This is a genomic window from Rhodocytophaga aerolata (genome assembly GCF_030503435.1).
Classification (GTDB): Bacteria; Bacteroidota; Bacteroidia; order Cytophagales; family 172606-1; genus Rhodocytophaga; species Rhodocytophaga aerolata.
Genome location: NZ_JAUKPO010000005.1, coordinates 310,852 through 336,936 on the forward strand (window position 1 = coordinate 310,852; position 26,085 = coordinate 336,936).

Consider the following 26,085-nt stretch of genomic DNA (forward strand, 5'->3'; position numbering starts at 1 on the left):
CTGGTAAGTAGGTTAAATGCTTTAAAAAAAGATTGACAGACAAAACATGCCGGGCAAGCTTCTGTAGAAAAATAAAATTAATGAAAAAACAGATATGCTAATGAAATAGCTGCAATAACACCGGCTAAATCAGCTAACAATCCACAAGTAGCGGCATTACGCGTTTTGCGTATCCCTACTGATCCAAAGTAAACAGCTAATACATAAAAAGTAGTTTCAGTAGCACCATTCAAAATAGAGGCGGTTCTTCCGGCAAAAGAATCGGCACCATATGTTTTCAGGATGTCAACCATCATGCCCCGGGCGCCTCCGCCGCTCAAGGGCATCATTAAGGCTACTGGCAAGGCAGGAACAAAATCGGTGTTAAAGCCTAAGAAACCAAAAAATGCTCCTAATCCATTTACTAAAATATCCAGTGCTCCGGAAGCTCTAAACACGCCAATAGCTACCAGAATAGCCACCAGATAGGGAATAATAGTAATGGCTACATTGAACCCTTCTTTAGCCCCCTCAATGAATGCCTCGTACACGTTAATTTTTTTCAGAAAAGCAGAAGTGATGAATGAAACAATAACAGAGAACAACAAGACATTACTGGCTACGGTAGAAATAAGGCTGATCTGCTCCTGGGTAATGGTAGAAAAATAATAGATAAGCCCACCCAATGCTAAAATAATAGTACCCAGATATGCAAAAATTACTTTATCAAGCAAGTTTATTTTCTGGGAGATGGCAACTACAATAATCCCTGTAAGTGTGGAAAAAAAAGTAGCCAGCAGGATTGGTAAAAATACATCGGATGGGTCGGCTGCCCCTTGCTGGGCACGGTAGGTCATGATAGTTATCGGAATTAAGGTAAGACCAGAGGTGTTCAGCACCAGAAACATGATCTGCGGATTAGAAGCGGTGTCTTTTACCGGATTCAGTTCTTGCATGCCTTGCATAGCTTTGAGTCCTAGTGGCGTAGCAGCATTATCCAGGCCCAGCATATTAGCCGCAAAATTCATGAGGATAGCTCCCATTACCGGATGGTTTTTGGGTATTTGTGGAAAAAGCCTGCTAAAAAAAGGGTTTACCAGGTGGGTCAGAAAACCAATAGCTCCTCCCTTCTCTCCCACCCTCATCAGGCCTAGCCACAGCGTCATAACGCCTGTAAGGCCCAGGGATATTTCAAATGCCAGCTTGGAGTTATCGAACGTAATACCCACTATGCGCTGGAATATTTCGGTATCATTAAAAAAAAGAAGCCTGACTACAGCAATAACAAAGGCAATTAGAAAAAAGAATATCCAGATATAATTAAGAACCATAAAAGTAGATGTGCTGATTGAAACCGGGCTACCTTCGCTGTTACGCTGGCAGGCACTGATGAAAAGCTTGTAAAAGCTTTCAAATAAAGAAATATCTGGAAAACAATAAAAACAATCTAGTATATATTATTACACTTCGCCGGCGCATTTATCATTCACTCATTTTCAAAACGGATGGGCCAGGTACTTATAAAGTATCGTTAGGGCTGTCTGCATCTGTAGTTTGCACTGCCTGGGCAGAAGCAATAGAACAATCTACCCGTGAAGCCCGTAATTGCCTATCTATCAGAAAACGTTCTTCTTGCCCGGCATCCAGGCGGCCGTGTTCATAAATATAACTTCCTACCTGGCTGTTGTTTTCGTCATAAAACGCAAACTTGATAGATACATTATCATAGGCGGTATCTTGTGAAGTATTCGACAAAACGATCAGAACTTTAATATTCTCCCGTACACTGTCCTGTTCTGAATCTGAGATTTCGCAATATAAGGTAATAGAAGGTACATTCACCCCTGGTTCACGCCTGATAATATCTTCCGGAGCAATAACTTCTGTTTCTCGTTCCGCTTCCCTTTGAGTAGCTTCTTCCTCCCTGTTTTCGGCGTTTTTATTTCCTGAGGCTTCCTCTTTGGCAGGTGTATTCTGCCTGGCTGGTCTAGCATTGCCTGACTCTCCTCCTGTGTCTTTCTGGCTAATATACCATACACCTGCTGCTAGCACAATGGCCAGCAACATACCCATCAGCCATGACTTGCTTGATTGCTTTTTAGCCTCAAAAGGCGCCTTTTCCTGTGCGGGCGGTTGTTGGTAAGTGGTTTTTGAAGTAGCACTTCCTGCTGGGTCAGGCGTCATAGGTGCCGGCCGGACGTTTGTTTGAGTTTGGCTTGCCGGAGAAAAGCTACTTCCCTGGAGGGCAAGCCTAAACTCCTGGCAATCCTGGAATCGGTCGTCTGGATTTTTTGCGGTGGCTTTATCTATAATCGCTTGTATGCGGTTGGAGATATTGGGGTAATAGGTTTTTGCCGGAGGAAGCGGCTCATTCACTATTTTATTATACACAGCAAATTCTGTCGCCTCTGGGTCATCATATGGGCTTCGGCCAGTCAGCATCTGAAAGAAGGTAACTCCCAGAGAATAAACGTCACTGCGTTTGTCAACCTTTTCGCCTTTTACCTGCTCTGGGCTCATGTATAGTACTGTACCCATCTTTACACCAGTCTGGGTAAGGGTTTGTAATTTCTGGCTTAGGAGTTTAGCAATACCAAAATCCAGTATTTTTATCTTTTCCCTGGCCGTAATCATAATATTGGCCGGTTTCACATCCCGGTGTACCACGCCTTGCTCGTGCGCATAAGCAAATCCTTCTAAGACTTGTGCAAACAAAGGAATGGCCCGTATTTCAGGAATAGGGCCAGAAACCGTCTGGATGTATTCTTCCAGGGTTTTGCCTTCTACATACTCCATGATCAGGTAAAGGGCTTCTTCTTCCTCCAGATAATCGAACAGAATTACAATGTTGGGATGATGTAACTGAGAAAGTGTAGCTGCTTCATTCTTAAACCGGGCCCGGATACCAGGATTCTTTACTAAGGTAGGATTCAGGGCTTTGATGGCTACCTTCCGGTTTAGCTGGGTATGTACAGCCAGATACACACTGCCCATTCCTCCTTCGCCCAACAGCGATTCTATTTTATAATTTAGGATTTGCTTGCCAATCATCTACTTTTTTTCTGCGAAAGGAATTACCAGTGTTTCTCCTCTGGCCGCCCGGTCTGCGGTTTTTCCATTAGCCGCCATAATCAATTCTTTGTTTACGCCGTATTTTTTACTTACCACATCCAACACATCGCCTGGCCCTACTGTATGTGTGGCTTTTACTTTTACGCGGAGTTTGGTAGCATCTGCCTTTATATCCGTATCTTTTACGGAGGGATTCCAGGATTGCAATGTTTTGTTAGTCACATTATACCTTCTGGCTACGGCGCTGAAGGTTTCTCCGGTACGCACCGTATGGGTTATAAAGGTTTCTCCGGTAGATCCAGAAGAAGTTTTTTCAGCTGTTGCCGGAGAAGTATTCTTACCTGTGGCAGGTTTAGCAGATTCTGTTTTTTTAGAAGTTACTGGCGCGGTAGTCTGGCTGACTGGTTTTGGCTCTGCAACTTGTGTTTCTTCTCTGGCCGCATTGTCAGCCGGGTCAGCACTTTCTTCATCAGAGGAGGCCGCTTGTTCCAGTTTCAGCTCGGAAGTAGAAATAGTTTGGTCTGACAGCTGGTCCATGCCAATAAAAAATAGGATGGCTACTATTCCTATCATCAAACAAAGGATGATAAAAGCCGGGTCTATCTTCTGGTTTTTAGCCGCACTGGCGGCCTGAGTTCTGGTGCTTTTCTTTTTAGTTGTAGTGGTTTTGGTAGATGCCATATCTTCTGCAATAGTTGGGGTGGTACGGCTGTTGAACTGGATCAACTGCACAGTAATATTATCGTATCCGCCGGCTTCATTGGCCATTTCTACGAGCCGCAATGCTTTATGCTGAACAGAAATAGGTTCATTCAATACACGTTCCATACTTTTATCATCAATCATTCCATTCAGTCCGTCGGTACAGAGAAGAAGGATATCATTTGATGCCGGAAGCAGCGGTTTTTCGCTGACAGCTACTTCCAGGTGGGGCATGGTACCTAAGGCTTGCGTAATTTCATTCTTTCTTGGATGGCTTTCGGCCTCTTGTTCGGTAATCATGCCGGCGTCTATCATTTGCTGTACCACCGAATGGTCTTTGGTTAGGCGGGTAAGCTGCTGGCCAGTCTGCAAATAGATGCGGCTATCCCCGGCATGTGCATAATAAACGGCTCCTTCCCTTACCAGCACTACCACACAGGTAGTACCCATGCCACGCAGATGCGGATTCTGGCTGGCGTAGGTCAGTATCTGCTGATTAGCATAGAGAATAGATTGACGCAAGGCTTCCTGTACCTGATCGTAGCGGCCATGTTCAAAAAATTTATGAATGCTTTCTACGGCCAACTGTGAAGCCGTGGCCCCTCCTACATGTCCGCCCATGCCATCGCATACTACAAACAAATACCCATTTACGGTTTCAAAATAGCCCAGGTAATCTTCATTGGCCTGCCTGACTCTTCCTATATCTGTATGATTTCCGAATTGAAATTCTTTACTATCTTTTCCAGCTGACATTATAGTAACAAATGAGTAATGAATAATGATGAATTAGCTCTATAAGCTCAGTGCCTCCCCTTGCATCAATCGTGGTTTTTACTAATAAAGCTACAATAAAATGGCAGTATTTCGCCTACTATTTTCTTTTTATATCTGCCAGATTCAGGCAACATCCGTTTTCTATACCACAAACTTTGCCTGAGCAGTACCCATGCGGATAGTGTCTCCTGGCTTTAGTAAGTGTTTGCCCTGAATTCTGGTTGTATGAATGAAGGTGCCATTGGTGCTGCCTAAGTCGGTTATATAAAACTGGCCACCTTCCTGGGTAATGGTGGCATGTTTGCCGGAAACGGTAGCCTCCGGAATAACAATATCATTTCCTGCAGCCCTGCCTATGCTAAGCAGTGGACGGTCTAGAGCAAAATTTTGGGCAAAAGTACCGGCTGTAACTTGTATAGCCGGGGTAGCTATTCCTCCGGCTACCATTGTTCTTTTTAAATCTTTCGGAGGAGCCTGGTTGATGGGCTTACTTACTGGTTTTACCTCAGGTTGGGCCTGCCTTTCCTTTATTTCTGCTTCACGAAATCTGGCTTCTTGCTCTGGTATTTTACTTGATTCATCCGCTACTTTTTTCTGCCTGGCCTGGTAAACCAGCCAGCCCATACCTCCGGCCAGTACTAATATTATTGGAACGACATACACTCCATACCCGGATAAAAAGCCTTTCTCTGCTTCTGGAGCTTTATAGGTAGCCGCCTGCCGTTGACCCTTATACCGCACCTCGTATTGAAACATACGTCCGTTTTTTGGATTGGAAGTGGTAAAAGCCAACACATAATCGCCTGAAGAGGCGGGTTTGGTAGGTGGCAGGCTAATGAAGTCACGGGATGCCGTACGGATTTCGCTTAAAGTTTTGGCCAGGGTAGTTTCGCCATTGGTACGGTCGCTGAGGCGTACAAAGTTATCCGGCGCATAACGGTTGCCGGTTTTGTAGGTAATGGTGTATACAGGAATTTTTAATCGTTGCGACTTTTCAATGCAATCGTCCGCCTTAATGGGTGAACGGCTGTTATTAATGGCGGCTGAAAGTACAATCAACTGTTTGTTTTGGGGCAGATTCTGTTTTTCCGCCATGTAGTCCAGTGCTTCATAAATAGCTTTGTATACATCGGCTGCATAGGTAGTATCGCGGCTGGTGGTAACTTTGCTTGTAATTTCATTTTTCAGCGTGGTAATATCCGAAGTGAATTCCGCACTGAGCATATTCAGCGCTTTGTTACTTTTATTTGCTTTGCCGAAATAGGCTACATTTACTTTGTCTCCAGTCCGTAATCCGCTTAAAGCCTCAATCGTGGCTTGTTTAAAATTATTTAATGCCGTACCATACGTAAATCCGGAAGCTTCCATCAATAGAAAGATTGCTTTATTTTTACCGGTATCTGAGGCCGAATCTGGTGCCTGGCTGAAATCGAAATTCAGCTCTTTGCCCTCTTCTACTACTTTAAACTCAGAAGATTTTGGCGAAGTGCCGGCAGGAACCTGTACCGTAGAACGGATAACCGGAAAAGCGGAAGCATCGGTGCTTTTAATGGTGAAGCTCTGGCTTTGTGCTTGAAAACCAACGAAGCTCAGCAAAAACCAGAAAAGAAGGATAATCCTCATAAACAACTCAGTTAATTAGTATTTACACCCGAACAACATGCAGTAAATCGCTTCTGTCCTTTTTATCCGACAGTTCTGAATTTAAATACGGTACTACCAATTTTTATGGTATCACCATCTTTCAGGTTGCCTTCTTCTTCAAACGTATCATTAATAAACGTACCGTTGGTAGATAATTCATCTTTAAACTTAAAGGCCCCCATACGGTTGAGAATTGTTAAGTGTTTACTGGAAACAGCCCCATCATTAGTTACTACAATATCGCAACCTAGATCAGAACCGATGGTATTACGGCCTTCATATACCCGAAAATCAGCTCCATTTGAATCAATAGTAAATGAAACAAGCCAGCCAACTAATTTGCGTCCTGTTTGTGGAGGAGCCGGTTTATGCTGTGGTGTGGGGCTGCTTACCGGCGAATTGCCAGTAAAAATCTGGGTTTTGGCCAGATTACTTGTGTTCCCAGGCTGTGTATTGCCTAACTCTTCGTTGGGTGTTTGCATAATTTTGGTTTTATCTAAGCCTTCCTCTACCACCGGATTAACTACTCTGGTTTTATCCAGAGCAGCAGGCTCCGGACGGTGAGCCGTTGTTTTGGGGCAATATGGGCACTCTGCCAGCGAACTCTGGTAGTAATGTCCGTTCTTACATAAAGTAAATTCACTCATAGCTTTCGTAAGTCTTTAATATCTGGTCTTCAGTCTTTAATAGTAACTTTATAGTTGTGTAGGGCGAGAAAAACATCCTTATTCACTTCTCCAATCAACACATCAACTTATAAGCATATTATTTTCCTTCCAAGTTACGGACAGAATCTTCTACTTTTTCACGCAATCCGTCTTTATAACGTTGCAGATTTGCTGCTATTACTTCATCGGTAGTACCAATAATTTGTGCTGCCAGGATGCCAGCGTTTTTAGCTCCATCCAGCGCAACGGTAGCTACTGGCACACCGCCAGGCATTTGCAGAATAGATAAGACAGAATCCCATCCATCTATGGAGTTGGAAGATTTAACTGGTACGCCAATAACTGGCAATGTTGTTAGAGAGGCTACCATACCCGGCAAGTGAGCGGCTCCCCCGGCACCGGCAATAATCACTTTCAACCCCCGGCTTCTGGCCGATTCAGCGTACTGAACCATGCGGTGTGGCGTGCGGTGTGCCGATACAATGGTGAGCTCGTAGGTTACGCCCAGTTCTTTTAATACATCAGCAGCCGCAGACATTACCCGCATATCTGACTCACTGCCCATAATTATTCCGATCATAGTTGTGTAGGTCTTTCAACAGACAAGGTTAATAAAAACTTTTGTAATTTCGCTTCTATATATAGGGTTTGTGCCTATTCTGGAAAAGATTCTACTACTGAATAAATAATGCAGACTCGTATCATCGCTTAAACTCAAAAATAGAATGAAATATTTGATAGTCGGCTTAGGAAACATTGGGCCAGAATATGAACTAACCCGCCATAACATTGGCTTCCTTACCGTAGACCAGCTAACTGACAAAAACGGGACAGATTTTGTCAGCAACCGCCTGGCCTATACTGCTGATTTCCGATATAAAGGCAAAAGCATTTATGTGCTAAAGCCTACTACGTTTATGAACCTGAGTGGCAAAGCTGTAAACTATTGGATGAAGGAGCTGAAAATTCCAATTGAGAATGTATTGATCATTACTGATGATATAGCCCTGCCTTATGGAAAGCTGAGGCTGCGCCCCAAAGGCTCGCATGGTGGGCATAATGGATTGCGGAATATCGAAGAAACGTTAGGAACACAAGAATATGCCAGGTTGCGGTTTGGTGTGGGCGGAGATTTTCCCAAAGGAAAACAAATAGAGTATGTATTGGGGAATTTCGATAAAAATGAATTTGCTGAACTTCCGCTGCATATTGACAAAGCCTGTGACATTGCTTTGTCCTTTTGCTCGGCTGGTATTCAGAATACGATGAATCAGTTTAATAACTAAGTGATGTGCAGGTGCTAAGCAGGAGACTAGCTTTTAAAGATTATTATTTTTCCTATCGAATAACAGGTAATCCAGGCTCCATTTGCCAGGGCCGGCAAAGAAAAAAACAAGAAAAAGCAGCATATACATAAAAGACACTTCAGCATCACTCCAGAATTTGCCATTGTTGGCAATAAAGGTAGCCACAAACATGGTAGTTGCCAGCATAAGGGATGCAAGCCTGGTGAATAAACCTAAGGCTAGAAATAGTCCACCAAAAAATTCGGTGCCTTTTGCCAGATAAGCCAGAAAATACGGAGCTGGAAACTTAATTACATTTTCAAAAAAATCGAATTGCCCTTGCATTTCACTACTGCTAAAAAGCACTTTCCCGTATTTCATGATCAGCATACCAGTAAATATCCGGACAAGTACCAGCCCATTGAGCCAAAAAGGAGCAGAAGTAAAAAATTGCCTGAACATAGAATAGCTGCCTAGGTAAGAGAAACGATGTTTAAATTTAACTAAATAAGCTTAGCAACTGAACAAAATAATTCAATAAATACTCAATTTTAAGTATTTACATGGGCCGGATTATCGCGTATATTCGCTTTATGATTTAGCTCTTATGCCCTCTCTTATACGACTGATTATTGCCGATGACCATCAGATGTTCCTGGATGGCATATGTGAACTGACAGCTAATCTGCCTGATGTGGAGGTAGTGGCGACGGCTGCCAACGGCGAACAAGTAATCCATCTGCTGGAACGCATGCCCTGCGACATGGTTATTCTCGATATTCAGATGCCAGTACAAGATGGCCTGACTACTACCCGGCAAATAAAAAAACGGTTTCCACATGTAAAAGTGCTTATCCTGACGATGAATAACGAACTCTCCTTAATTAAACATATGCTGGAGGCCGGGGCGTTAGGGTATATTTTGAAGACCAATGGCCGGGAAGAACTAGCCAGAGCCATCCGGCGGGTGGCCAGTGGACTCAATTATTTCAGCGATGCAGTAGCTCAGGAACTTGCCCGGCAATACTTAACTTCCGAAGGAGCCAAAACCAGAGAAAACGGCAATACAGCCGCGGAAGCTCATCTCTCCGACAGAGAAAAAGAAATAATAGCCCTGGTCGCCCGTGAATATTCGTCGGTAGAAATTGCTGATATATTATTTATTGCCCCAACTACTGTGGATACTCACCGGAGAAATGCCATGAACAAGCTGGGTGTAAAGAATCTGGCCGGCCTGGTGAAATATGCACTAAAATCTGGTCTGATCAATTGACCTTCCTGCACCTGGATTAGAACCTGCCTCATCCTCATCAGTATAGTTCTGTGCCGGTATCTGCACGATAAATGTAGTTCCTTGCCTCTCCCCATTACTTTCTACCTGTATAGTGCCGGCATGGAGCTGTACAATCTGATGTACAATAGATAGTCCAAGTCCGGTAGAGTTCTCTCCGCCAGTAGGCCTTGCCGACAAGCGCTGAAATGGCCGGAATAGTTTCTGAAGCTCATCGGGTCTGAATCCTGGGCCCTCGTCCTGCACAATCAGTTTAATCCTGTCATTTGCAGCCTGTACATACACCCATATATTTTTATGTGGTGGTGTAAATTTGATAGCATTACTTATCAGGTTTTCTATCAGATCATTCATCAGATCCAGGTCTACCTCAGCATAACAGCCCTGTTCTCCTTCAAAATAAAGCTGCTGATTTTTATGCAAAGCCAGAGGTATATTCCGGTCTACAACTACCCGTACCAGCAAAGCCATATCAATTACGTCTTTTTGCAAGCTTATAAAGGTACTGCCCAGGCGGTTGCGTTTCAACAAGTTGGAAATCAGGTGAAACATATTCTGCGATGTTTCCCGGATGGTGTTTACCAGCCTGTCTACTTTTGCCGGATCATGTAAAGATTCTTTCACCAGATCGGTATACATCAGAATGCCCCCTAATGGATTTTTCAGATCATGTACTGTAATATTGGTTAACTCTGTTTTCAGGCGGTTGGCTTCTTCGGCTATCTGCCTTTGTTGCTCGGCTTCCTGCTTTTGCCGGTTAGTTTCCTGTAGTGACTGCTCCAGCTGCAGGCTTCGCAGCCGCAATTCTTCCGTACGTTGTTTTACCAGATTTTCCAGCTTTCTGTTTTGTATTTTAATAGTCCGGATGCGAATACCATATACCAGAAATATAAGCGACAAAGCTAGTAGCCCAAGTATAGCTCTGAACCATCGCTGCTGCCATAAGGGCGGCTCTATATAAACGTTGATGGCTGTCCCCTGCTCATTCCATATGCCATCACTATTGGCTGCTTTTACAAAGAATGTATATTTGCCACCTTCCAGATTGGTATAACTTACATACCGCCGGGTGCCACTATATACCGTATCTTCATCAACGCCAGACAAATAGTAGGCATATTGGTTTTGTGCTGTTTCTTCGAAGCTGAGAGCTGCAAATTCAAAAGAAATATTATTTTCGGTGTACTGAAGCTCTATGGTAGGTTGCGCCAGCAGGTGCGGACGTGAAGTATTGGCTATTTTTACATCTGTAATCACTATGGGCGGCACAAAACTATTGTCACGTATGCTATCCGGATGAAAAACATTCAATCCTTTAAACGTACCAAAATACAATTGCCCTGTAGCTCCCTGATGGTACCCTCCCACACTGTATTCATTGCCTAGCAAGCCGTCGCCCTCATCATAGATGGTAAACTTTTGTTGAATGGTATTATATCTGGCTAAGCCCTTATTTGTACTAATCCAGATAGTGTTATTCTCATCTCCAACAATGCCATAAATCCCATTATCGGGCAAACCATCTTTCTGGCTGATAGTTGTAAACGTTCCTTTCTGCAGATCAAAGCGATTCAGGCCACCTTCCGAGGTTCCAATCCAGAAGATGCCCTGCTGATCTTCATACACACAGCGGATATAGTTACTGCTTAGCGTTTCGGGCTTTCCAGGAGTGTGAGTATATCTTTGGAAAGTTTGTGTGGCTTTATCAAATCGGTTCAGCCCATCTTTGGTACCAATCCAGATATTCCCCCGTCGATCTTTGTAAAGGCACCGGATGGCATTGCTACTAATACTGCCGCTATCATCCGGATGGTGCTGAAAATGCTGAAAATGCCCTGTTTTTGGATCAAGCTTATCTAGTCCTCCTTCATACGTACCCACCCAGATATAGCCTTCGTCTGCCAACAGGGCCAGTATCCGGTTATCAGCCAGACTTAAGCTGTCCGTTGAATTATGAACATACCTGGTTATTTGGTTTGTTTTGGAATCTATTCTATTGAGTCCATCTTCGTACGTCCCAACCCATATATTCTGCTCCGGATCTTTACAGAGAGAAATCACCGCTAAACCGGAAATAGTGTTATTATTGGTTGGATCTGGCATATGATGCCGGGCTTTGCCAGTTAACAAATTCAAGTGATCTAATCCGCTGCCATTGGTACCCACCCACACCTGGCTATCTGTATCTTCCAGAATAGCCCGTATAGCGTTGTCACTTAAGCCATCTGGTTGTCCTGGATCAAACGCATAGGTTCTGAAACTGGAGCCTAAAGGGTTGAACTGATTTACTCCTTGTCCGTTGGTGCCTACCCATATTAACCCCGACTTGTCTTGAAATAAGGTATAGATGGTACTGCTGCCGAGTTTGTCTGGCAAATAGGGATGATAGGCATATTGTACAGCTTTGCCTGTACGGGGATTAAATTTATTTAACCCTCCGCCCCAGGTACCTACCCACAGGTTGCCCTCCTGGTCGCCAATGATAGCTGTAAGGTTATTATGCGATAGGCTCTGTGGATTGGCAGGATTATTTTTATATACCTGAAATTGAGCTGTTTGCTTATCAAACCGTAATAAGCCATCGCCATCGGTTGCCAGCCACAAAAATCCTGCATCATCTGCACAGATTCCCCATACAGGTGCCATCTTTTTCTTACCAGATGTGTCTATATGATATGCCTGAAATGTTTTATTCTCTGGATCAAATTTATTTAAGCCTCCTCTCTCCGTGCCAATCCATAGCATCCCTGCCTCATCGGCATACATGGCCTGTATATAATCGTCAGAAAGGCTGTTGGTATCTCCTTTTTTATGCCGGAAACTGGTAAACGTGCCACTATCCGGATTGAATAAATTAAGTCCGCCTCCATAGGTACCTACCCAAAAATTATTTTGTTTATCAATAGTAATGGCATATACGTCACTGTGGCTCAAACTGTCGGGTTGGGTAGCATCGTGTTTATATTGCTTGTATTTCCCGCTCACCGGATCGAATTTGATCAAGCCATGATTATCGATTCCTAGCCAGATATTGCCTTGCGCATCCTGATGTATTACCCGGATAATATTGTTAGGTAATGCAGTTGAGTCGGTGTGGCTTCTGCTGAAAACTTTAAAGCCATAGCCATCAAACCGGTTTAATCCATTTGGCGTGCCAAACCAAAGGTAACCCTTATTGTCCTGGGTAATACTCGTAACTGAACCATGGGAAAGACCTTGCTTTGTGGAAATCCGTTCAATGCGGATTGATTGAGCATTTAGTAGAGAAGCAGAAAAAAAAATAGCAGTTAAAAGATGAACAATACACCTCATAAACAGTGCGATAAAAACCAAATATACTTATTTTATAGCCATCGTAAAAGGTATTTTTATATTTTGCATGTTACTTAATTTCATCATTTACAGTAGAGCTACTACAAAACAGTATAGTGTATTTTCTTCGTCAGAATCAATCATTAGTTAAAAACAAACTTCTGAGCAGTATAGTATATAAAAAAGTAGCATGCTGAATAGCCTTTGTCTGATAAAATCGTATAACTCCCTTATGCTTAACTGGTAGCTTCTCTACATGAGGGATAATCCCTTTTTGTGTGAGCTCACTGTGTGCTATAGCCTACTTTTTACTGAACGTATGAAACAAAGAGAAATTACTGACAGCCAAACTACTAAATGGATATGTGTACAAGCGTTAGCTGGTATTGAGGGGAAAACCGCCAAAAAAGCAGAAAACCTATTGGAAGGCAATGGAAATAAAATCCCTGTGGTTTGTACTCCCAGCGGAGGCGAACAATCTGTGCGCTTACTGCTAAATGCCGACTGGTACGAACGATTGCCGGATGAAAAATTGATTCAGGCCATAGAGCAAGCCAGCAAAGAAGATAAGCGGGAGTTCTAACCAGTTGGTTATTTATTGTTTCAACATTTGTTTCCGGTAATCGTTGATTGCCTGCCGTAATACAGCTACATAGGTTTCTTTATCTAAGGCACTATTAGCTGGTATCCGGTCGGTTTCATCAACTACCTGTAGGTATTCTATAAAGTCTTCCAGGCCTTTAATTTTGATAAATTCTATGGAGGCCCGGTATACCAGACCTTTTTGGTAGTCAAGTTCTTCCTGATCCATTAGTTATTTTTTCTAACCTAAGAGCTAATACGAAAACTTTTAAGATTGTTTTGGCTATTTTACTCTGTAAAATACAGAAGCCTGATACAAAAGTTAACTTGTGTACCAGGCTTTGTTGAATAGATAGCTATGCTTTACATCAGGAAACTCCTTTGAAAGCATCCTGCTCTATAAACGGCTGATTTTTTAAGCGTTTGTTGGTTGCCTTAAAAATAGCATTGGCTACAGCAGCTCCTGTTGGAGGAAGAGCTGGCTCACCCAACCCAGTTGGATCTATGCCATTATCCACAAAGTGGACTTCTACTTCCGGAATTTCGTTGATGCGGATAAGCCGGTAACTGTTGTAATTGGTTTGCTCTGGTGCACCCTCCTTAAAAGTCAGATTACCATACATGGCATGGCCTAAACCATCTACAACACCTCCTATTACCTGCTGACGGGCGCCGCTTAGATTTACTACTACTCCACAATCGGCAGCTGCATATATCTTTTTCAAGACTGGTTTGCCATTTTGCATCGCTACTTCTCCAACCTGAGCTACATAAGACAGGTGAGAGAAATACACACTAAATCCTTGGGCTACGTCTTTCTTTTTACCCCAGCCAGACTTCTCGGCTGCCAGTTGAATGACAGCTTTCATACGATCTATATCGTATTTGATTTCGCCGACAGGTGCTTTCTTGGCTTTATCTAGTAAGTCCAAACGGAACTGCACCGGATCTTTGCCTGCGGTAATGGCTACTTCATCCAGAAACGATTGTTCGGCAAAAGCAAGGAAATTGGTAATAGGTGCCCGCCAAGCTCCAGTAGTAATCGGAGACTTATGCTCTACAGAATCTATCAACAGATTATCTACCGCACCAGAAGGGAAATTATGTTCACGGGTAGAATTACCTGCGTTGATCCCTACGCCCCGGAGCTTATAGCCGATCATGTTGCCTTGTGCATCCAGGGCTGCCTCAAAGCGGTAACGTACAGCCGGACGGTAGCTTCCGCCAGTCATGTCGTCTTCCCTGGTCCAGATTAGTTTTACTGGGGCTTTTACTAACCTCGAAACTTCTACAGCTTCAATGGCAAAATCAGCTTTCAGACGGCGGCCAAACCCCCCTCCCATCCGTGTCATTTCTACCGTTACTTTCTCAGGGTCTATTCCCAGTAGCTTAGCGGTTTCATTTCTGGCCAGGTCTGGTGTTTGAGTAGGCCCAACCAATTCTACGCCATCTGGCCGCACATGAGCAAAGAAGTTCATGGGTTCTAGCGGGCTGTGGGGCAGAAAGGGGCATTGGTATTCACTCTTTATTACTTTCGCTGCATTCTTAAAAGCGGCTTCCACATCTCCATCTTTCCGGCGTTCGGTGGCTTCCCCGTTGTTCATCAGCTCCGTAAATAAACGGTCGTGGTCGGAAGTACTTTCCAGATCCCCTTCTTTTTCGTATTCTACTTTTAAGGCTTTGCGGGCTTTCATAACCTGCCAGGTAGATTTACCTACCACAGCTACATTGTTGTTGAAGGTTACCACATCTACAATTCCGGGCATGGCTTTAGCAGCTGTAACATCGGCTGATTTAATTTTCATGCCGAATGCAGAGGGCCTTTGTATCATGGCATACAACATGCCTTCCCGGTGAAAATCTATTCCGAACAGCGGCTTTCCGGTGAACAGGTTTTTGTTTTCTACATTTTTTACTGACGTTCCAATGAGCTTAAAGTCCTTGATGTCTTTCAATTTTACATCAGTTGGTGCAGTAAGCTTGGCAGCATCAGCAGCTAATTCGCCATAACTTAATTTTTTATTGCTAGCCTTATGAATCACCATCCCTTTTTCCGTAGATAGTTCACCGGCCGGTACATTAAGCCGTTTAGCCGCTGCTTCCATCAGCATCTGACGGGCAGTAGCACCTGCTTGCCTTAGCCGCTTCCAGGAGTGCGGAATAGCCCCACTGCCTCCGGTTACCTGGCGTTCAAATTTATTTTTATCCAGAGGAGCCTGTACTGTTTTTACTTTCGTCCAGTCTACATCCAGTTCTTCGGCTACAATCATGGGAAAGGCTGTTTTAATGCCTTGTCCCACTTCCGGATTGGGAGAAAAGATAGTAACTATTCCATCTGCCGCAATAGACAAATAACTGTTAAACTCTGTGCCTGCTGCGAGGGCAGTATTATTTACAACGGAAGCAGTAGCTGCTCCAGAATTGGTCCAGTTGAAACCTAGCAAAAGGCCACCACCTGCTGTAGCAGCCAGCTTCATAAAATTACGTCTGCTTGTATGTAGTTGAGTGGACATGGCTATTTGGTTTTAGTGGAGGCTACTTGTACAGCTTGGCGGATGCGGTGGTAGGTTCCGCAACGGCAGATATTGCCGGTCATGGCAGCATCTATTTCTTCAGAAGAAGGCTTTGGCTTTTTCTTTAACAGGGCGGCAGCCGTCATGATCTGGCCGGCCTGGCAATAGCCGCACTGCGCTACGTCTACTTCGTCCCAGGCTACTTGTACTGGGTGGTCGCCTTTTTCAGAAAGCCCTTCAATGGTGGTAACTTTGGATGTACCCACTGCGGAAACCGGCAGTACACATGAACGGACAGCTTCACCATTTACATGCACGGTGCAGGCACCACACTGTGCAATTCCACAGCCATATTTGGTGCCTACCAGGCCCAGGTGGTCGCGTAGCACCCAAAGCAGTGGAGTATCCGGCTCCACATCGGCCTGATAACTCTTACTATTGATTTGTAACTTATATTTAGCCATTGGTTATAAGTAGTTATTTTAATAGGACAAGTTAAAAAAAATATTGCAATTTTATTAGAAGACTAGCGTAAAATATCCAAAATAGCCCTTTTACATTCCTATAAATTTAGTATAAGGTAAATTTCACGTCTGCTTTTCCAATAGCATACCGTTTTAACGACTTTATGTACTTTACTTTTTTACACCTGGTTGTGCCACCTGGTAATTAGATTTTGCTTTGGCATCAGCTACCATTTTGCGTACATCAGCAAGTAGTTGTTTAGCATCGTATACTATTCCATCTTTTATGGTGTACTTTACCCCTCCTACTCTGGTAACTTCGTTCTGTTCGTTGAGTTTAATAGCTCCGGTGCCATAGAGTACTTTCAGGTTTTGCAAAGGATTTTCTTCTACAATTACAAAGTCAGCCAATTTACCTACTTCTACAGATCCTATTTCGTTAGCTAGCCCTAATGCTTCCGCACTTTTCAGCGTGGCAGCCCGGATCACTTCTAGGGGATGAAACCCTGCTTCGCGGAGTAATTCCAGCTCCCGGATGTAGGCAAACCCATAAAGTTGAAAAATATACCCTGAATCTGAACCTGTTGTTACACGGCCTCCCCGGTTTTTATATTCATTGACAAAGGTCATCCACAGGCGGTAATTTTCCTTCCAGGCTACTTCCTGCTCGGTGCCCCAGTAATGCCAATGGGAACCATGCGAAACCCGGCTAGGTTGGTAAAATTCCCATAAAGAAGGCAGCGTATATTCGTCGTGCCACTCTGCCCGCCGGGCGAGCATCAGCTCCCGGTTAGCTTCGTAGATGTTAAACGTAGGATCGATGGTGAAATCCAGGGCAATGAGTTCATCCATTACTTTATTCCATTTTTCAGAATAGGGTTGGGCTGCCTGTTTCCACAAAATACCTGCTTCCCCGAAGCGGTGTTGTTCATTCTGGTAATTATACTCTACCGGATAGTCCTGGATGGTGCGGTCAGTAAATAGGGCTTCTGGCAATCCATACCAGTGTTCCATAGTGGTAAGTCCCATTTTAGCCGTTTGCAGGACATTCAGCCAGGCTACATCCATTTGTGCATGGTGACAAGCCGACCGTAACCCTTGCAGTTTGGCTTCGCTTAGTGCGGCTGCCATAATATCTGGACGGGTTCCGAAAAACTTAATGCCATCGGCTCCCCGTTTAGCCAGGTTTTTTACCCATTCTTTAGCTGCCTCCGGAGACGTTACGGGGGTTTTAGCATCTTGTCCGAAGTAGGCATATGCTTCTATGCGGGGAGCAGTAATGGTACTCTGGATGCTTTTGTTTTTATGTTCCAAAGTCCAGGTAAGGCCATTGGCGCAGGAGGGGTCGCGGATGGTAGTAATGCCGTGTGCCATCCATAATTTAAATACATATTCAGCGGTAGTGCCCTGTTCTGCCCCTCCACTGTGGCCATGCATATCTATAAATCCTGGCAGCAGATACATTCCTTCTGCATTTAGTTCTTTATCACCAGGATTAGCTGTTGGCCGGCTCTCTGGTTTTATAGGCACACCAGGGTAACCTACTACTTTAATAGTCTTAATCCTGTTTTTCTCTACTACAATATCTACCGGTCCAATAGGCGGTGCCCCTGTGCCATTGATCAGTGTAACTCCGCGGATAATTAGCTGATTAAAGGGGCCTTCTCCCTCAGCTCTAGGTGGAGATTTAGGCACTTCCTTTTCCTGAGCAAACGTAGATAACGTAACTGTGCTGAGAAGTATAAGGAATAGGATGGTTTGTTTCATGAAATCACAGGCAATTATAAATGTATATCAAACGAAAAAATTAATAAGGCAAGAACAGGTATTGAATCATCCACTCTGTAGCACATCTTAAATTAGCACCTTATCCTGGCTTTTTGTATATCCGTACATAATCTACCAGCAGTTTCTGTGGAAAAACTGTTGTATCATCCGGGTTGCCCGGCCAGTTACCGCCAATAGCTAGGTTCAGGAGCATATGAAACTTTGCATTAAACGGATAAATATGAGGTTTGAGGTCTTCTGGTTTAATGGTAAAATAGTGTGTACCATCTATATACCATCGAATGAGGTTTTTATCCCAGATAATAGAATATACGTGAAAATCGTCGGAGAAGTCTCCGGCAGGTAATACATAAGATGTAGTTTTCTGTTGATTATTTGGCCAAGCGGGGCCAAAGTGAACCGTACCATGTAACGTATTGGGCTTATTACCAATTATTTCCATAATATCTATTTCGCCACTTCTGGGCCATCCGCCAAATTCTTCGTCCGTAGGCAGCATCCATATGGCAGGCCATATTCCCTGGCCTTTGGGCACTTTAGCTCTGACTTCAATTTTACCGTATAGCCAGTCAGCTTTCCCTTTGGTATTGAGGCGGGCCGAAGTATACTTTCTGGTTTTGTAGTCCTCTTTAATAGCCTCAATAACCAGGTTGCCATTCTCAAGGTAGGAATTTCTGGTATCTGCTGTGTAATACTGCAATTCATTGTTTCCACCACCGTTATCATTTACTTCGTGTTGCCATTTTGTTAAATCAATCTGGTTACCATCAAATTCATCACTCCAAAGTAACTGGGAATAGGCAGAAGGCGGAGAAGGTTGCTGAGCGGGCGTAATGGGTTTATTATCATCGTTGGATGCTACTTTATCTTTACAGGCAAGGGCTAGGAAAACAAACAGGAATAGGGCGGTGAATTTACTAATCAGGATATAGTTGTCAGCCATGTGTCAGGAGAATTGAAACCAGCCTAAACTTACAAATTACTAGCATAAACTGCACATAATCTACTAAAAAACAAAAGAGACGCGTTTTATCGCGTCTCCATATAATCAGGTTATGTTTATGTATCCATTACTTGGCATAGCTCACCGCACGCATTTCCCGGATTACGGTTACTTTTATCTGACCCGGATACTGCATATCTTTTTCTATTTTCTGTGAGATATCGTACGAAAGCAGATTAGCTCTTTCATCGGTTACATTTTCTGCATCTACCATCACACGCAGTTCGCGGCCGGCTTGTATTGCATAACATTTGGTTACTCCCTGGAACGAAACAGCCAGTTCTTCCAATTCTTTCAACCGTTTGATATACGATTCCATTACCTCGCGGCGGGCACCTGGCCTGGAACCAGAGATAGCATCACAGGTTTGTATAATCGGAGAGATAAGCGAAGTCATTTCTATTTCATCGTGGTGTGCACCTATAGCGTTGCAAACTTCCGGATGTTCTTTGTATTTCTTTGCCAGCTCCATACCCAAAATCGCATGAGGCAGTTCAGGTTCTTCGGGCCAGACTTTCCCAATATCATGAAGCAAGCCTGCTCTTTTAGCTAACTTCACATTTAAGCCTAATTCAGCTGCCATGGTTGCACAAAGTTTGGCTACCTCTCTGGAGTGCTGCAACAGATTTTGACCATACGAAGACCGGAAACGCATGCGGCCTATCAGTTTGATCAGTTCCGGATGTAAGCCATGTATGCCAAGGTCAATAACAGTACGTTCCCCTATCTCGATTATTTCTTCTTCAATATTCTTTTGAGTCTTTGCTACAATTTCCTCAATACGTGCCGGGTGAATGCGGCCATCTTGTACGAGTCTATGTAACGATAATCGGGCAATTTCCCGGCGGACAGGATCAAACCCAGAGATAATAATAGCTTCCGGGGTATCATCTACGATGATTTCTACACCGGTAGCAGCTTCCAGGGCACGTATATTCCGGCCTTCCCTGCCAATAATTTTCCCTTTTACATCGTCGCTTTCAATATTAAAAACCGATACACAGTTTTCTATAGCATTCTCGGTAGCGGTGCGTTGAATGGTTTCAATCACTACTTTTTTGGCTTCTTTGGTAGCTGTCAGACGGGCTTCTTCTACAATGTTTTTGATATAGGAAGAAGCACGGGTTTGAGCTTCATCTTTCAAGGCTTCCACCAACTGGTCGCGGGCTTCATCGGCGGTGAGGTTGGCAATTTTTTCCAGCTTGGCCACTTGTGAGGAACGCAGTTTTTCAGCTTCTTCCCGCTTTTTATTGGTGATATCCAGCTGCTCGGTCAGATTTTCCTTCATACTGTCGAGTTCAGCCTCGCGGCGCTTGTTCTGCTCCAGCATTTTGGCAATATTTTGCTCTTTCTGGATCAGGCTTTGCTCCCGCTGCTTCAGCTTATTTTCATTGGTAATCAGAATTTGTTTTTTCTTGTTGGCTTCTTCTTCAAATTCAGCTTTCAGTTTTAAAAACTTCTCTTTTGCCTCTAAAATGCGGTCTTTCTTTATATTCTCTGCAGTAAGTTCTGCTTCTTTAATAATTAGTTTAGCTCTGTCTTGAGCTTCTACTTCCTCTTTTTTGAATACTTTTCTTAAAAGTACTCTGCCAATCACTATTCCTATTCCTAGTGACAGAAGGGCGGCTATGGATACTACTACTACATCGGGCATATCTTTTTGTAATTGAACGGTAAAAATATAGTTACAAAAAGCAGAGCCTGAAGAAAACTGTATTACCTATCTAAAGTAATCGTAAACGAATGGTAGAAAGAAGTTGAAGTAGAATACATTGCTAATGCTAATAATACCAAGGCAAACCCATGCGATAACCTTAGTCACCTAATGCTAAATTTTACAAAGCAGAGGATAGCAGATGATCCAGGCGATCCATTTTGTCTGTGATCACCGAATTTACACCCAGCTTATCTTCGTCTGCCTGTATTTTTTCAACCATACAATCAATAGCAACCATTGCCAGTAAATCTTGCTTATCATCTATTCCAAATTGTGCTCTGTATTGTCTGAGCTTATCATTAATGGCTTTACCGGCATTTCGTAGCTTTGCCTCTTCACTTGCCGGAGCTTTAATGGGATATTCACGGTCAGCAATTTTTATTTTTATCGAGAGGTTTCCCATTCTAATAAATGTTTATTTACTCAGATGAGCAATGCATCTAGTTAACTCTTGTATATATTCGTCAATTTTTAATTTCAGATCTGTAGTTTCTTCCGAATCTGCAGGTATTGAGTTTACAAGTTTACTAATTTTATAAACATTTTGAAAATTATTTTCATTCTTCGATGTTTCCTGTTTTTTACCAATCGACCGTATTTCTGCCGCCTGATTCTTAACGGTACTTTTCAGCTGTTCATTCTCCGTGGTAAGCCGTTGCACTTCGCCTTTCAGGTGATCTGATAAAGCAATTAACTGTAAAGCTTTACTTTCCAATATCTCAAATTTCGTTATAGCTTCTTCTAGGTTCATGGCTTTGCCTTGTTTGTACTAACTGTAAGTATATAAAAGCGTACTTTTTCTTATTTGCGAATAACAGCACTTAGCTCTTTTTCAAACACTTGCATTAACCGTTGCATCGTTTTATCAATTACTACATCGGTAAGTGTAGCGTTTTCATCCTGCAGAATAAAACTTACCGAATACGATTTTTTCTCTTTTCCTATGTTTTCTCCCTCGTATACATCAAATACATTTACCGATTTAAGCAAGCGGCGTTCACTCGCCATAGCTAGTTGTCTGATGGTCTGGAAACTTATATTTTTATCAATTACCAGAGACAGATCCCTGCGTACTTCCGGGTATTTGGGCACTTCTTTTACTTCCAGATTCCCTGAATATTGTTTTAATAAATAATCCCAGTCAATATCTGCATAAAATACCTGCCCTTTCATATCCATAAATTTACAGATAGATGGTTGCAACAGCCCTATGTTAGCTACCTCCCGGTTGTTTATTTTATAACATAGCCCATACGAGAATATTGCCAGTTCGGTATCTTTACTTTCTATGTTTTTTACATGCATCCGTTGCAACAACTTCTGCACGGTGCTAAGCAGATCATGAAAATTTACAGATTTGCTTTTTTGCTGCCAGCTTTCAGCCTGCTTATCACCTGCTAAGAACAAAGCCAGCCGGTTTTTTTCCACGTATTTACCCTCAGTTTTGTAGTAGGTGGTACCAAATTCAAATAGTTTCAGCTCTTTCTGGCGCCGGTTGCTGTTATAGGCCATCACCTCTAGCCCTGAAAACAGAAGTGTCTGGCGCATCACGCCCAGGTCTTCACTCAGTTTATTTAGTATTTCTACATTTTGCCCGGCAGCTACAAACGCAAACTTCTCGGTATAAATGGCCTTTGTCAGAGAATTGGTAATAATTTCATAATAGCCATTATCCGATAGCAAGGCCGTAATTTTATATTGCAGTTTGTTTTTATCAACTGACGGAAATTCAGCCAGGTAGTCTGCATGTAAACGGTCAGGAATTTCTATATTGTCGTAGCCATATATGCGTAAGATTTCCTCTATCACATCCGCTTCCCGTTGTACATCTACCCGGTAAGGAGGAATACTAAGTTGCAGTGCAGCATCTGTTTCACTAGTAATGTGAATATCCAGATTACTAAGGATGGATTTAATGGTGTCCTTATCTAATACCTTCCCAATAAGCCTGTTAACGTTTTTGTAGAGGAGGTTTACTTCAAAATTTGCTACTGGCTGAGGATAAATGTCTATAATTTCTGAAGTAACTACCCCGCCTGCTAGTTCTCCAATTAGTAAAGCGGCCCGTTTTAATGCATATACGGTAATATTCGGATCAGTACCCCGTTCAAACCGGAAGGAAGCATCCGTTTTTAAGCTATGTTGCTGGCTTGTTTTGCGAATGTACACTGGATTAAAGCAGGCACTTTCCAGAAATATGGCTTTTGTTTCTGTAGTAACGCCTGAGTTAATTCCTCCAAAAACACCAGCTATGCACATAGGTTCTTCTGCATTACAGATCATCAGATCAGTATCGTGCAGCTTTCTTTCTTGTCCGTCTAAGGTTACAAAAGGGGTTCCCGGAGATAGCGTTTTTACTACTACCTTATTGCCGGTAATTTTTGCCGCATCAAATGCATGCAAGGGCTGCCCTAATTCGTGCAGCACAAAATTGGTAACATCCACCACATTGTTAATGGGAGTTAAGCCAATAGACTGCAGCCGTTTTTTTAGCCATTCGGGAGACTCTTGTACTGTAAGATTGCTAATGGTTACACCAGAGTATCTTGGCGCTGCTTCTGTATTTTCTACGATCACTTCAATAGAAGCACTTGTTTGATGCACATGAAAAGCCTCTACCGACGGCAGTTGGTATTCGCGGTGAAGCAAGGCTTTTAAATCACGCACTACGCCTATATGAGAGGCCGCATCAGCCCGGTTGGGAGTTAAGCCGATTTCCAATACATAATCTGGCTCCAGGTTAAAATATTTGGCAGCAGGCGTTCCATTGGGCAGATCGGTATGGAGCACCATTATTCCGGCATGTGAGGTACCTATGCCTATTTCATCTTCCGCACAAATCATCCCTTCTGATACCTCTCCACGAATCTTGGCTTTTTTTATTTTTAATGGTTCCCCTTCGGAAGGATATAACGTAGCACCCACTGTCGCCACCACTACTTTTTGTCCGGCAGCTACATTAGAGGCTCCACAAACAATAGGAACCACCGAGCCATTGCCAATATCTACAGTAGTTAAACTGAGCTTATCAGCTTCCGGATGTTTTTTGCAGGTAAGCACCTCTCCTATCACTATTCCTTGCAGCCCGCCTTTTATCGATTCTACTCCCTCCACATGTTCTACCTCTAGCCCCGACCGGGTTAGCAGATTTGCTATTTCCTGTGCACTTTCGTCTACTTGTATATATTGCTTTAACCAGTTATATGATATCTTCATGAAACAGATGTTAATAAAAGTTGCCAATCAGCAACATTTTTTAAACTCAAAAATAAAAAAGGTTATTGAGTAAGTAGGCGAAGAAAGATATTTATTTTATTAGCACCAAAATTAAAACCTTTGACGTAATCACCTAATCCTGGTAATACGTCAAAGGTTCAATCTCCTGGTAGAGATAAACTTGATCAGTTAAGAATCATCCCGGGGATAATCCTTCTCGCCTGCATTAATCTTTATACCAATATGGTTTTCTTTAGGGGGAACCGGACAGGTATAATTATGATTATAAGCACAGAAAGGATTATAGGCAAAATTAAAATCTATCATCAACTCATTATTTTTATCTAGTTCCAGATCCAAGTAACGGCCCCCGCCATAGGTTTCAAAGCCATTCGTTTCATCAGTAAAGGGCAGAAACAAGCCATCTTCTTCTCCATCTTCTCCCATTTTTAGCAGCAAAAGCACCTTGTGTTCCTGATCTTTAAGTTTAAAAGAGGCGTACCCATACCTAACGAAACTTTCTTCTTCGCCTCCAGTCATCCGTAATTTGAGCTTGGCTGTATCTCTAATCGGCTCTACCGTTGCTTTAATCCGGTAAGCCTGATCTGGAGCAAAGTAAGTGAGTTTGGTAAACTTTTTTTTGTCTTCAAAGGGGGATTCTTCTGAGCTTTGGAAGAATCTATCTTTCTCAGCCCGGAATTTAGTGAGCTTCTCCAGATACGAATCATTAGCCGACGTATCTGCAAAGGTATAGACGAGAATAAAAATAACGGCTATAATGATTCCGAAAAAATAGACAGCATTGGATTTTTTCATACAGGCAAGTTAAGACGAAACTAATAAATGCAGCTTATATTTCTCTTCATCTACTAACGAAGCCTCTACTATTTTCAGTACATCTTCCTTACAAGATACCCTCGTCGGCAAAGCTATAGAATACTCTGTCAGCAAAAATCACATGATCCAGTACAGGAATATCCAGCAGTTTACCTGCTTCCTTCATCTTTTTGGTAAGTTCCTTATCTGCCTGGCTTGGCATCATGTTGCCCGAGGGATGATTATGGACCAAGATAATACTGCTAGCCAGGTTTTCCAGAGCTGTTTTAAATATCAGTTTTGGGTCAGCCACTGTACCGGCTACTCCACCTGCGCTAATCTGTACTTTCTTAATCACAGCATTTGCCCGGTTTAATAGCAATACCCAAAACTCTTCGTGTGGTAAGTCAAGCAGATTAGCCGCCATCATATCGTATACATCTTTAGAAGAAGTAATACGTAATTTTTTAGGCAAATCACTCTCTTTTCGCCTTCTGCCCAGTTCCAGTGCACTCATAATACTGATGGCTTTTGCTTCTCCAATTCCTTTGAACTTTTGCAGATCTTTCACCGAAAGTTTAGCCAGTTCGTTGAGGTTGTTATTTACATCGTTCAGGATTATCTTGGCCAGATCCACAGCACTCATAGATATAGTACCAGAGCCAATTAAAATACCTATCAGTTCAGCATCCGACAAGGCTGATTTGCCTTTCATCAGTAATTTTTCTCGTGGGCGGTCTTCTTCTGCCCAGCTTAATATTTTCAAACTCTGCGTATAATTGTCAGTTTCCATGTGCAAATTGATGCATAACCCAGGAATCGTTTTTCCCATGTAATATTATGCTGACCTTTATACCCTACTTACAGACTTATGTAAACAAAAAAACCTTATGCGTTGAGGCATAAGGCTGAACCGTATCTTCAAGACAGATACTTAAGCGAGCTTATTTACCAGTCTGGCAAGCTTAGATTTCTTGTTAGCGGCATTATTTTTATGAATAATGTTCTTTTTAGCCAGGCGGTCAATCATCGAAGATACTTTCTTGAACAGCTCCTGTGCTTCAGCCTTATCAGTAGTAGTAGTTAACTTTTTGATGAACGTACGGGTAGTTTTTGCCTGATACTTATTTCTCAAACGCTTAGCTTCGTTAGCTCTTATTCTTTTTAATGCAGATTTATGATTTGCCATCTCTTTTGTAAATATAATTCTATGCTTGAAAGTCTTGATTCCTATAAAGGAGTGCAAATGTAAGCT

General features: G+C 42.8%; 23 protein-coding genes. 3 read left to right on the forward strand and 20 right to left on the reverse strand.

Annotated features, from left to right (window positions below; translation table 11 throughout):
- Positions 1 to 77: 77 nt before the first annotated feature.
- The 6 genes from Q0590_RS11850 to purE all read right to left on the reverse strand — a co-directional run bounded on the left by Q0590_RS11850 (position 78) and on the right by purE (position 7,422).
- The gene (locus Q0590_RS11850) at positions 78 to 1,310 is read right to left on the reverse strand and encodes a nucleoside recognition domain-containing protein (RefSeq protein WP_302037754.1); all 1,233 of its coding nucleotides are present in this window, start codon (positions 1,308 to 1,310) and stop codon (positions 78 to 80) included.
- Between the two features lie 187 nt (positions 1,311 to 1,497).
- Positions 1,498 to 3,030: a serine/threonine protein kinase gene (locus Q0590_RS11855; RefSeq protein ID WP_302037755.1), complete on the reverse strand. Its 1,533-nt coding sequence runs from the start codon at positions 3,028 to 3,030 to the stop codon at positions 1,498 to 1,500.
- The gene (locus tag Q0590_RS11860; RefSeq protein WP_302037756.1) at positions 3,031 to 4,509 is read right to left on the reverse strand and encodes a Stp1/IreP family PP2C-type Ser/Thr phosphatase; all 1,479 of its coding nucleotides are present in this window, start codon (positions 4,507 to 4,509) and stop codon (positions 3,031 to 3,033) included.
- Positions 4,510 to 4,671: 162 nt separating this feature from the next.
- Positions 4,672 to 6,153 carry an FHA domain-containing protein gene (locus Q0590_RS11865; RefSeq protein ID WP_302037757.1) on the reverse strand — a complete coding sequence of 494 codons (1,482 nt, stop codon included), beginning with the start codon at positions 6,151 to 6,153 and terminating at the stop codon, positions 4,672 to 4,674.
- Between the two features lie 62 nt (positions 6,154 to 6,215).
- Positions 6,216 to 6,821 (reverse strand): FHA domain-containing protein, encoded by a 606-nt coding sequence (locus Q0590_RS11870; RefSeq protein WP_302037758.1) that lies wholly within the window; start codon positions 6,819 to 6,821, stop codon positions 6,216 to 6,218.
- A 118-nt stretch (positions 6,822 to 6,939) separates the two neighbouring features.
- Entirely contained in the window at positions 6,940 to 7,422 is a 483-nt protein-coding gene (gene purE / locus Q0590_RS11875) for a 5-(carboxyamino)imidazole ribonucleotide mutase (protein WP_302037759.1), read from the reverse strand.
- 145 nt (positions 7,423 to 7,567) lie between these two features.
- Between purE and pth the strand changes: the two genes are divergently transcribed.
- Entirely contained in the window at positions 7,568 to 8,128 is a 561-nt protein-coding gene (pth, locus tag Q0590_RS11880; RefSeq protein WP_302037760.1) for an aminoacyl-tRNA hydrolase, read from the forward strand.
- A gap of 33 nt (positions 8,129 to 8,161) precedes the next feature.
- Here pth and Q0590_RS11885 read toward each other — a convergent pair whose 3' ends face one another.
- The gene (locus Q0590_RS11885; protein WP_302037761.1) at positions 8,162 to 8,590 is read right to left on the reverse strand and encodes a DoxX family protein; all 429 of its coding nucleotides are present in this window, start codon (positions 8,588 to 8,590) and stop codon (positions 8,162 to 8,164) included.
- Positions 8,591 to 8,735: 145 nt separating this feature from the next.
- On the opposite strand from Q0590_RS11885, the gene Q0590_RS11890 reads away from it, so the two are divergent.
- The gene (locus Q0590_RS11890; protein ID WP_302037762.1) at positions 8,736 to 9,401 is read left to right on the forward strand and encodes a response regulator transcription factor; all 666 of its coding nucleotides are present in this window, start codon (positions 8,736 to 8,738) and stop codon (positions 9,399 to 9,401) included.
- On the opposite strand, the gene Q0590_RS11895 is transcribed toward Q0590_RS11890, so the two are convergent.
- Positions 9,378 to 12,731: a sensor histidine kinase gene (locus tag Q0590_RS11895; protein WP_302037763.1), complete on the reverse strand. Its 3,354-nt coding sequence runs from the start codon at positions 12,729 to 12,731 to the stop codon at positions 9,378 to 9,380. The genes Q0590_RS11890 and Q0590_RS11895 overlap by 24 nt on opposite strands.
- A 319-nt stretch (positions 12,732 to 13,050) precedes the next feature.
- Here Q0590_RS11895 and Q0590_RS11900 point away from each other — a divergent pair, with 319 nt between their 5' ends.
- Positions 13,051 to 13,314, forward strand: a complete 264-nt coding sequence (locus tag Q0590_RS11900) for a hypothetical protein (RefSeq protein ID WP_302037764.1) — start codon at positions 13,051 to 13,053, stop codon at positions 13,312 to 13,314.
- 12 nt (positions 13,315 to 13,326) lie between these two features.
- Here Q0590_RS11900 and Q0590_RS11905 read toward each other — a convergent pair whose 3' ends face one another.
- The 12 genes from Q0590_RS11905 to rpsT form a co-directional block, all read right to left on the reverse strand.
- Complete coding sequence (locus Q0590_RS11905; RefSeq protein WP_302037765.1) at positions 13,327 to 13,542, reverse strand: hypothetical protein; 216 nt, start codon at positions 13,540 to 13,542, stop codon at positions 13,327 to 13,329.
- Positions 13,543 to 13,681: 139 nt separating this feature from the next.
- Positions 13,682 to 15,826, reverse strand: a complete 2,145-nt coding sequence (locus Q0590_RS11910; protein ID WP_302037766.1) for a xanthine dehydrogenase family protein molybdopterin-binding subunit — start codon at positions 15,824 to 15,826, stop codon at positions 13,682 to 13,684.
- A gap of 2 nt (positions 15,827 to 15,828) precedes the next feature.
- Complete coding sequence (locus Q0590_RS11915; protein ID WP_302037767.1) at positions 15,829 to 16,290, reverse strand: (2Fe-2S)-binding protein; 462 nt, start codon at positions 16,288 to 16,290, stop codon at positions 15,829 to 15,831.
- A 171-nt stretch (positions 16,291 to 16,461) separates the two neighbouring features.
- Complete coding sequence (locus Q0590_RS11920; protein ID WP_302037768.1) at positions 16,462 to 18,057, reverse strand: amidohydrolase family protein; 1,596 nt, start codon at positions 18,055 to 18,057, stop codon at positions 16,462 to 16,464.
- Between the two features lie 100 nt (positions 18,058 to 18,157).
- A complete protein-coding gene (locus Q0590_RS11925) occupies positions 18,158 to 19,021 on the reverse strand; it encodes a glycoside hydrolase family 16 protein (RefSeq protein WP_302037769.1) in 864 nt (287 codons plus the stop codon).
- Positions 19,022 to 19,148: 127 nt separating this feature from the next.
- Complete coding sequence (gene rny / locus Q0590_RS11930) at positions 19,149 to 20,735, reverse strand: ribonuclease Y (RefSeq protein ID WP_302037770.1); 1,587 nt, start codon at positions 20,733 to 20,735, stop codon at positions 19,149 to 19,151.
- A gap of 181 nt (positions 20,736 to 20,916) precedes the next feature.
- Positions 20,917 to 21,201: a cell division protein ZapA gene (locus Q0590_RS11935; protein WP_302037771.1), complete on the reverse strand. Its 285-nt coding sequence runs from the start codon at positions 21,199 to 21,201 to the stop codon at positions 20,917 to 20,919.
- Positions 21,202 to 21,213: 12 nt separating this feature from the next.
- Positions 21,214 to 21,549, reverse strand: a complete 336-nt coding sequence (locus tag Q0590_RS11940) for a hypothetical protein (protein WP_302037772.1) — start codon at positions 21,547 to 21,549, stop codon at positions 21,214 to 21,216.
- A gap of 50 nt (positions 21,550 to 21,599) precedes the next feature.
- Positions 21,600 to 24,014 (reverse strand): phenylalanine--tRNA ligase subunit beta, encoded by a 2,415-nt coding sequence (gene pheT, locus Q0590_RS11945; RefSeq protein WP_302037773.1) that lies wholly within the window; start codon positions 24,012 to 24,014, stop codon positions 21,600 to 21,602.
- 189 nt (positions 24,015 to 24,203) lie between these two features.
- Positions 24,204 to 24,830, reverse strand: coding sequence for a DUF1684 domain-containing protein (locus Q0590_RS11950; protein WP_302037774.1), 627 nt, complete (start codon positions 24,828 to 24,830; stop codon positions 24,204 to 24,206).
- A gap of 88 nt (positions 24,831 to 24,918) precedes the next feature.
- The gene (gene radC / locus Q0590_RS11955) at positions 24,919 to 25,623 is read right to left on the reverse strand and encodes a RadC family protein (RefSeq protein ID WP_302037828.1); all 705 of its coding nucleotides are present in this window, start codon (positions 25,621 to 25,623) and stop codon (positions 24,919 to 24,921) included.
- A 141-nt stretch (positions 25,624 to 25,764) separates the two neighbouring features.
- Positions 25,765 to 26,019, reverse strand: coding sequence for a 30S ribosomal protein S20 (gene rpsT, locus Q0590_RS11960; protein ID WP_302037775.1), 255 nt, complete (start codon positions 26,017 to 26,019; stop codon positions 25,765 to 25,767).
- Positions 26,020 to 26,085: the final 66 nt, after the last annotated feature.

Coding starts and splice junctions, on each gene's coding strand:
- Q0590_RS11850 (WP_302037754.1), bottom strand. CDS start 1,310: ATGGTTCTTAATTATATCTGGATATTCTTTTTTCTAATTGCCTTTGTT.
- Q0590_RS11855 (WP_302037755.1), bottom strand. CDS start 3,030: ATGATTGGCAAGCAAATCCTAAATTATAAAATAGAATCGCTGTTGGGC.
- Q0590_RS11860 (WP_302037756.1), bottom strand. CDS start 4,509: ATGTCAGCTGGAAAAGATAGTAAAGAATTTCAATTCGGAAATCATACA.
- Q0590_RS11865 (WP_302037757.1), bottom strand. CDS start 6,153: ATGAGGATTATCCTTCTTTTCTGGTTTTTGCTGAGCTTCGTTGGTTTT.
- Q0590_RS11870 (WP_302037758.1), bottom strand. CDS start 6,821: ATGAGTGAATTTACTTTATGTAAGAACGGACATTACTACCAGAGTTCG.
- purE (WP_302037759.1), bottom strand. CDS start 7,422: ATGATCGGAATAATTATGGGCAGTGAGTCAGATATGCGGGTAATGTCT.
- pth (WP_302037760.1), top strand. CDS start 7,568: ATGAAATATTTGATAGTCGGCTTAGGAAACATTGGGCCAGAATATGAA.
- Q0590_RS11885 (WP_302037761.1), bottom strand. CDS start 8,590: ATGTTCAGGCAATTTTTTACTTCTGCTCCTTTTTGGCTCAATGGGCTG.
- Q0590_RS11890 (WP_302037762.1), top strand. CDS start 8,736: ATGCCCTCTCTTATACGACTGATTATTGCCGATGACCATCAGATGTTC.
- Q0590_RS11895 (WP_302037763.1), bottom strand. CDS start 12,731: ATGAGGTGTATTGTTCATCTTTTAACTGCTATTTTTTTTTCTGCTTCT.
- Q0590_RS11900 (WP_302037764.1), top strand. CDS start 13,051: ATGAAACAAAGAGAAATTACTGACAGCCAAACTACTAAATGGATATGT.
- Q0590_RS11905 (WP_302037765.1), bottom strand. CDS start 13,542: ATGGATCAGGAAGAACTTGACTACCAAAAAGGTCTGGTATACCGGGCC.
- Q0590_RS11910 (WP_302037766.1), bottom strand. CDS start 15,826: ATGTCCACTCAACTACATACAAGCAGACGTAATTTTATGAAGCTGGCT.
- Q0590_RS11915 (WP_302037767.1), bottom strand. CDS start 16,290: ATGGCTAAATATAAGTTACAAATCAATAGTAAGAGTTATCAGGCCGAT.
- Q0590_RS11920 (WP_302037768.1), bottom strand. CDS start 18,057: ATGAAACAAACCATCCTATTCCTTATACTTCTCAGCACAGTTACGTTA.
- Q0590_RS11925 (WP_302037769.1), bottom strand. CDS start 19,021: ATGGCTGACAACTATATCCTGATTAGTAAATTCACCGCCCTATTCCTG.
- rny (WP_302037770.1), bottom strand. CDS start 20,735: ATGCCCGATGTAGTAGTAGTATCCATAGCCGCCCTTCTGTCACTAGGA.
- Q0590_RS11935 (WP_302037771.1), bottom strand. CDS start 21,201: ATGGGAAACCTCTCGATAAAAATAAAAATTGCTGACCGTGAATATCCC.
- Q0590_RS11940 (WP_302037772.1), bottom strand. CDS start 21,549: ATGAACCTAGAAGAAGCTATAACGAAATTTGAGATATTGGAAAGTAAA.
- pheT (WP_302037773.1), bottom strand. CDS start 24,014: ATGAAGATATCATATAACTGGTTAAAGCAATATATACAAGTAGACGAA.
- Q0590_RS11950 (WP_302037774.1), bottom strand. CDS start 24,830: ATGAAAAAATCCAATGCTGTCTATTTTTTCGGAATCATTATAGCCGTT.
- radC (WP_302037828.1), bottom strand. CDS start 25,623: ATGGAAACTGACAATTATACGCAGAGTTTGAAAATATTAAGCTGGGCA.
- rpsT (WP_302037775.1), bottom strand. CDS start 26,019: ATGGCAAATCATAAATCTGCATTAAAAAGAATAAGAGCTAACGAAGCT.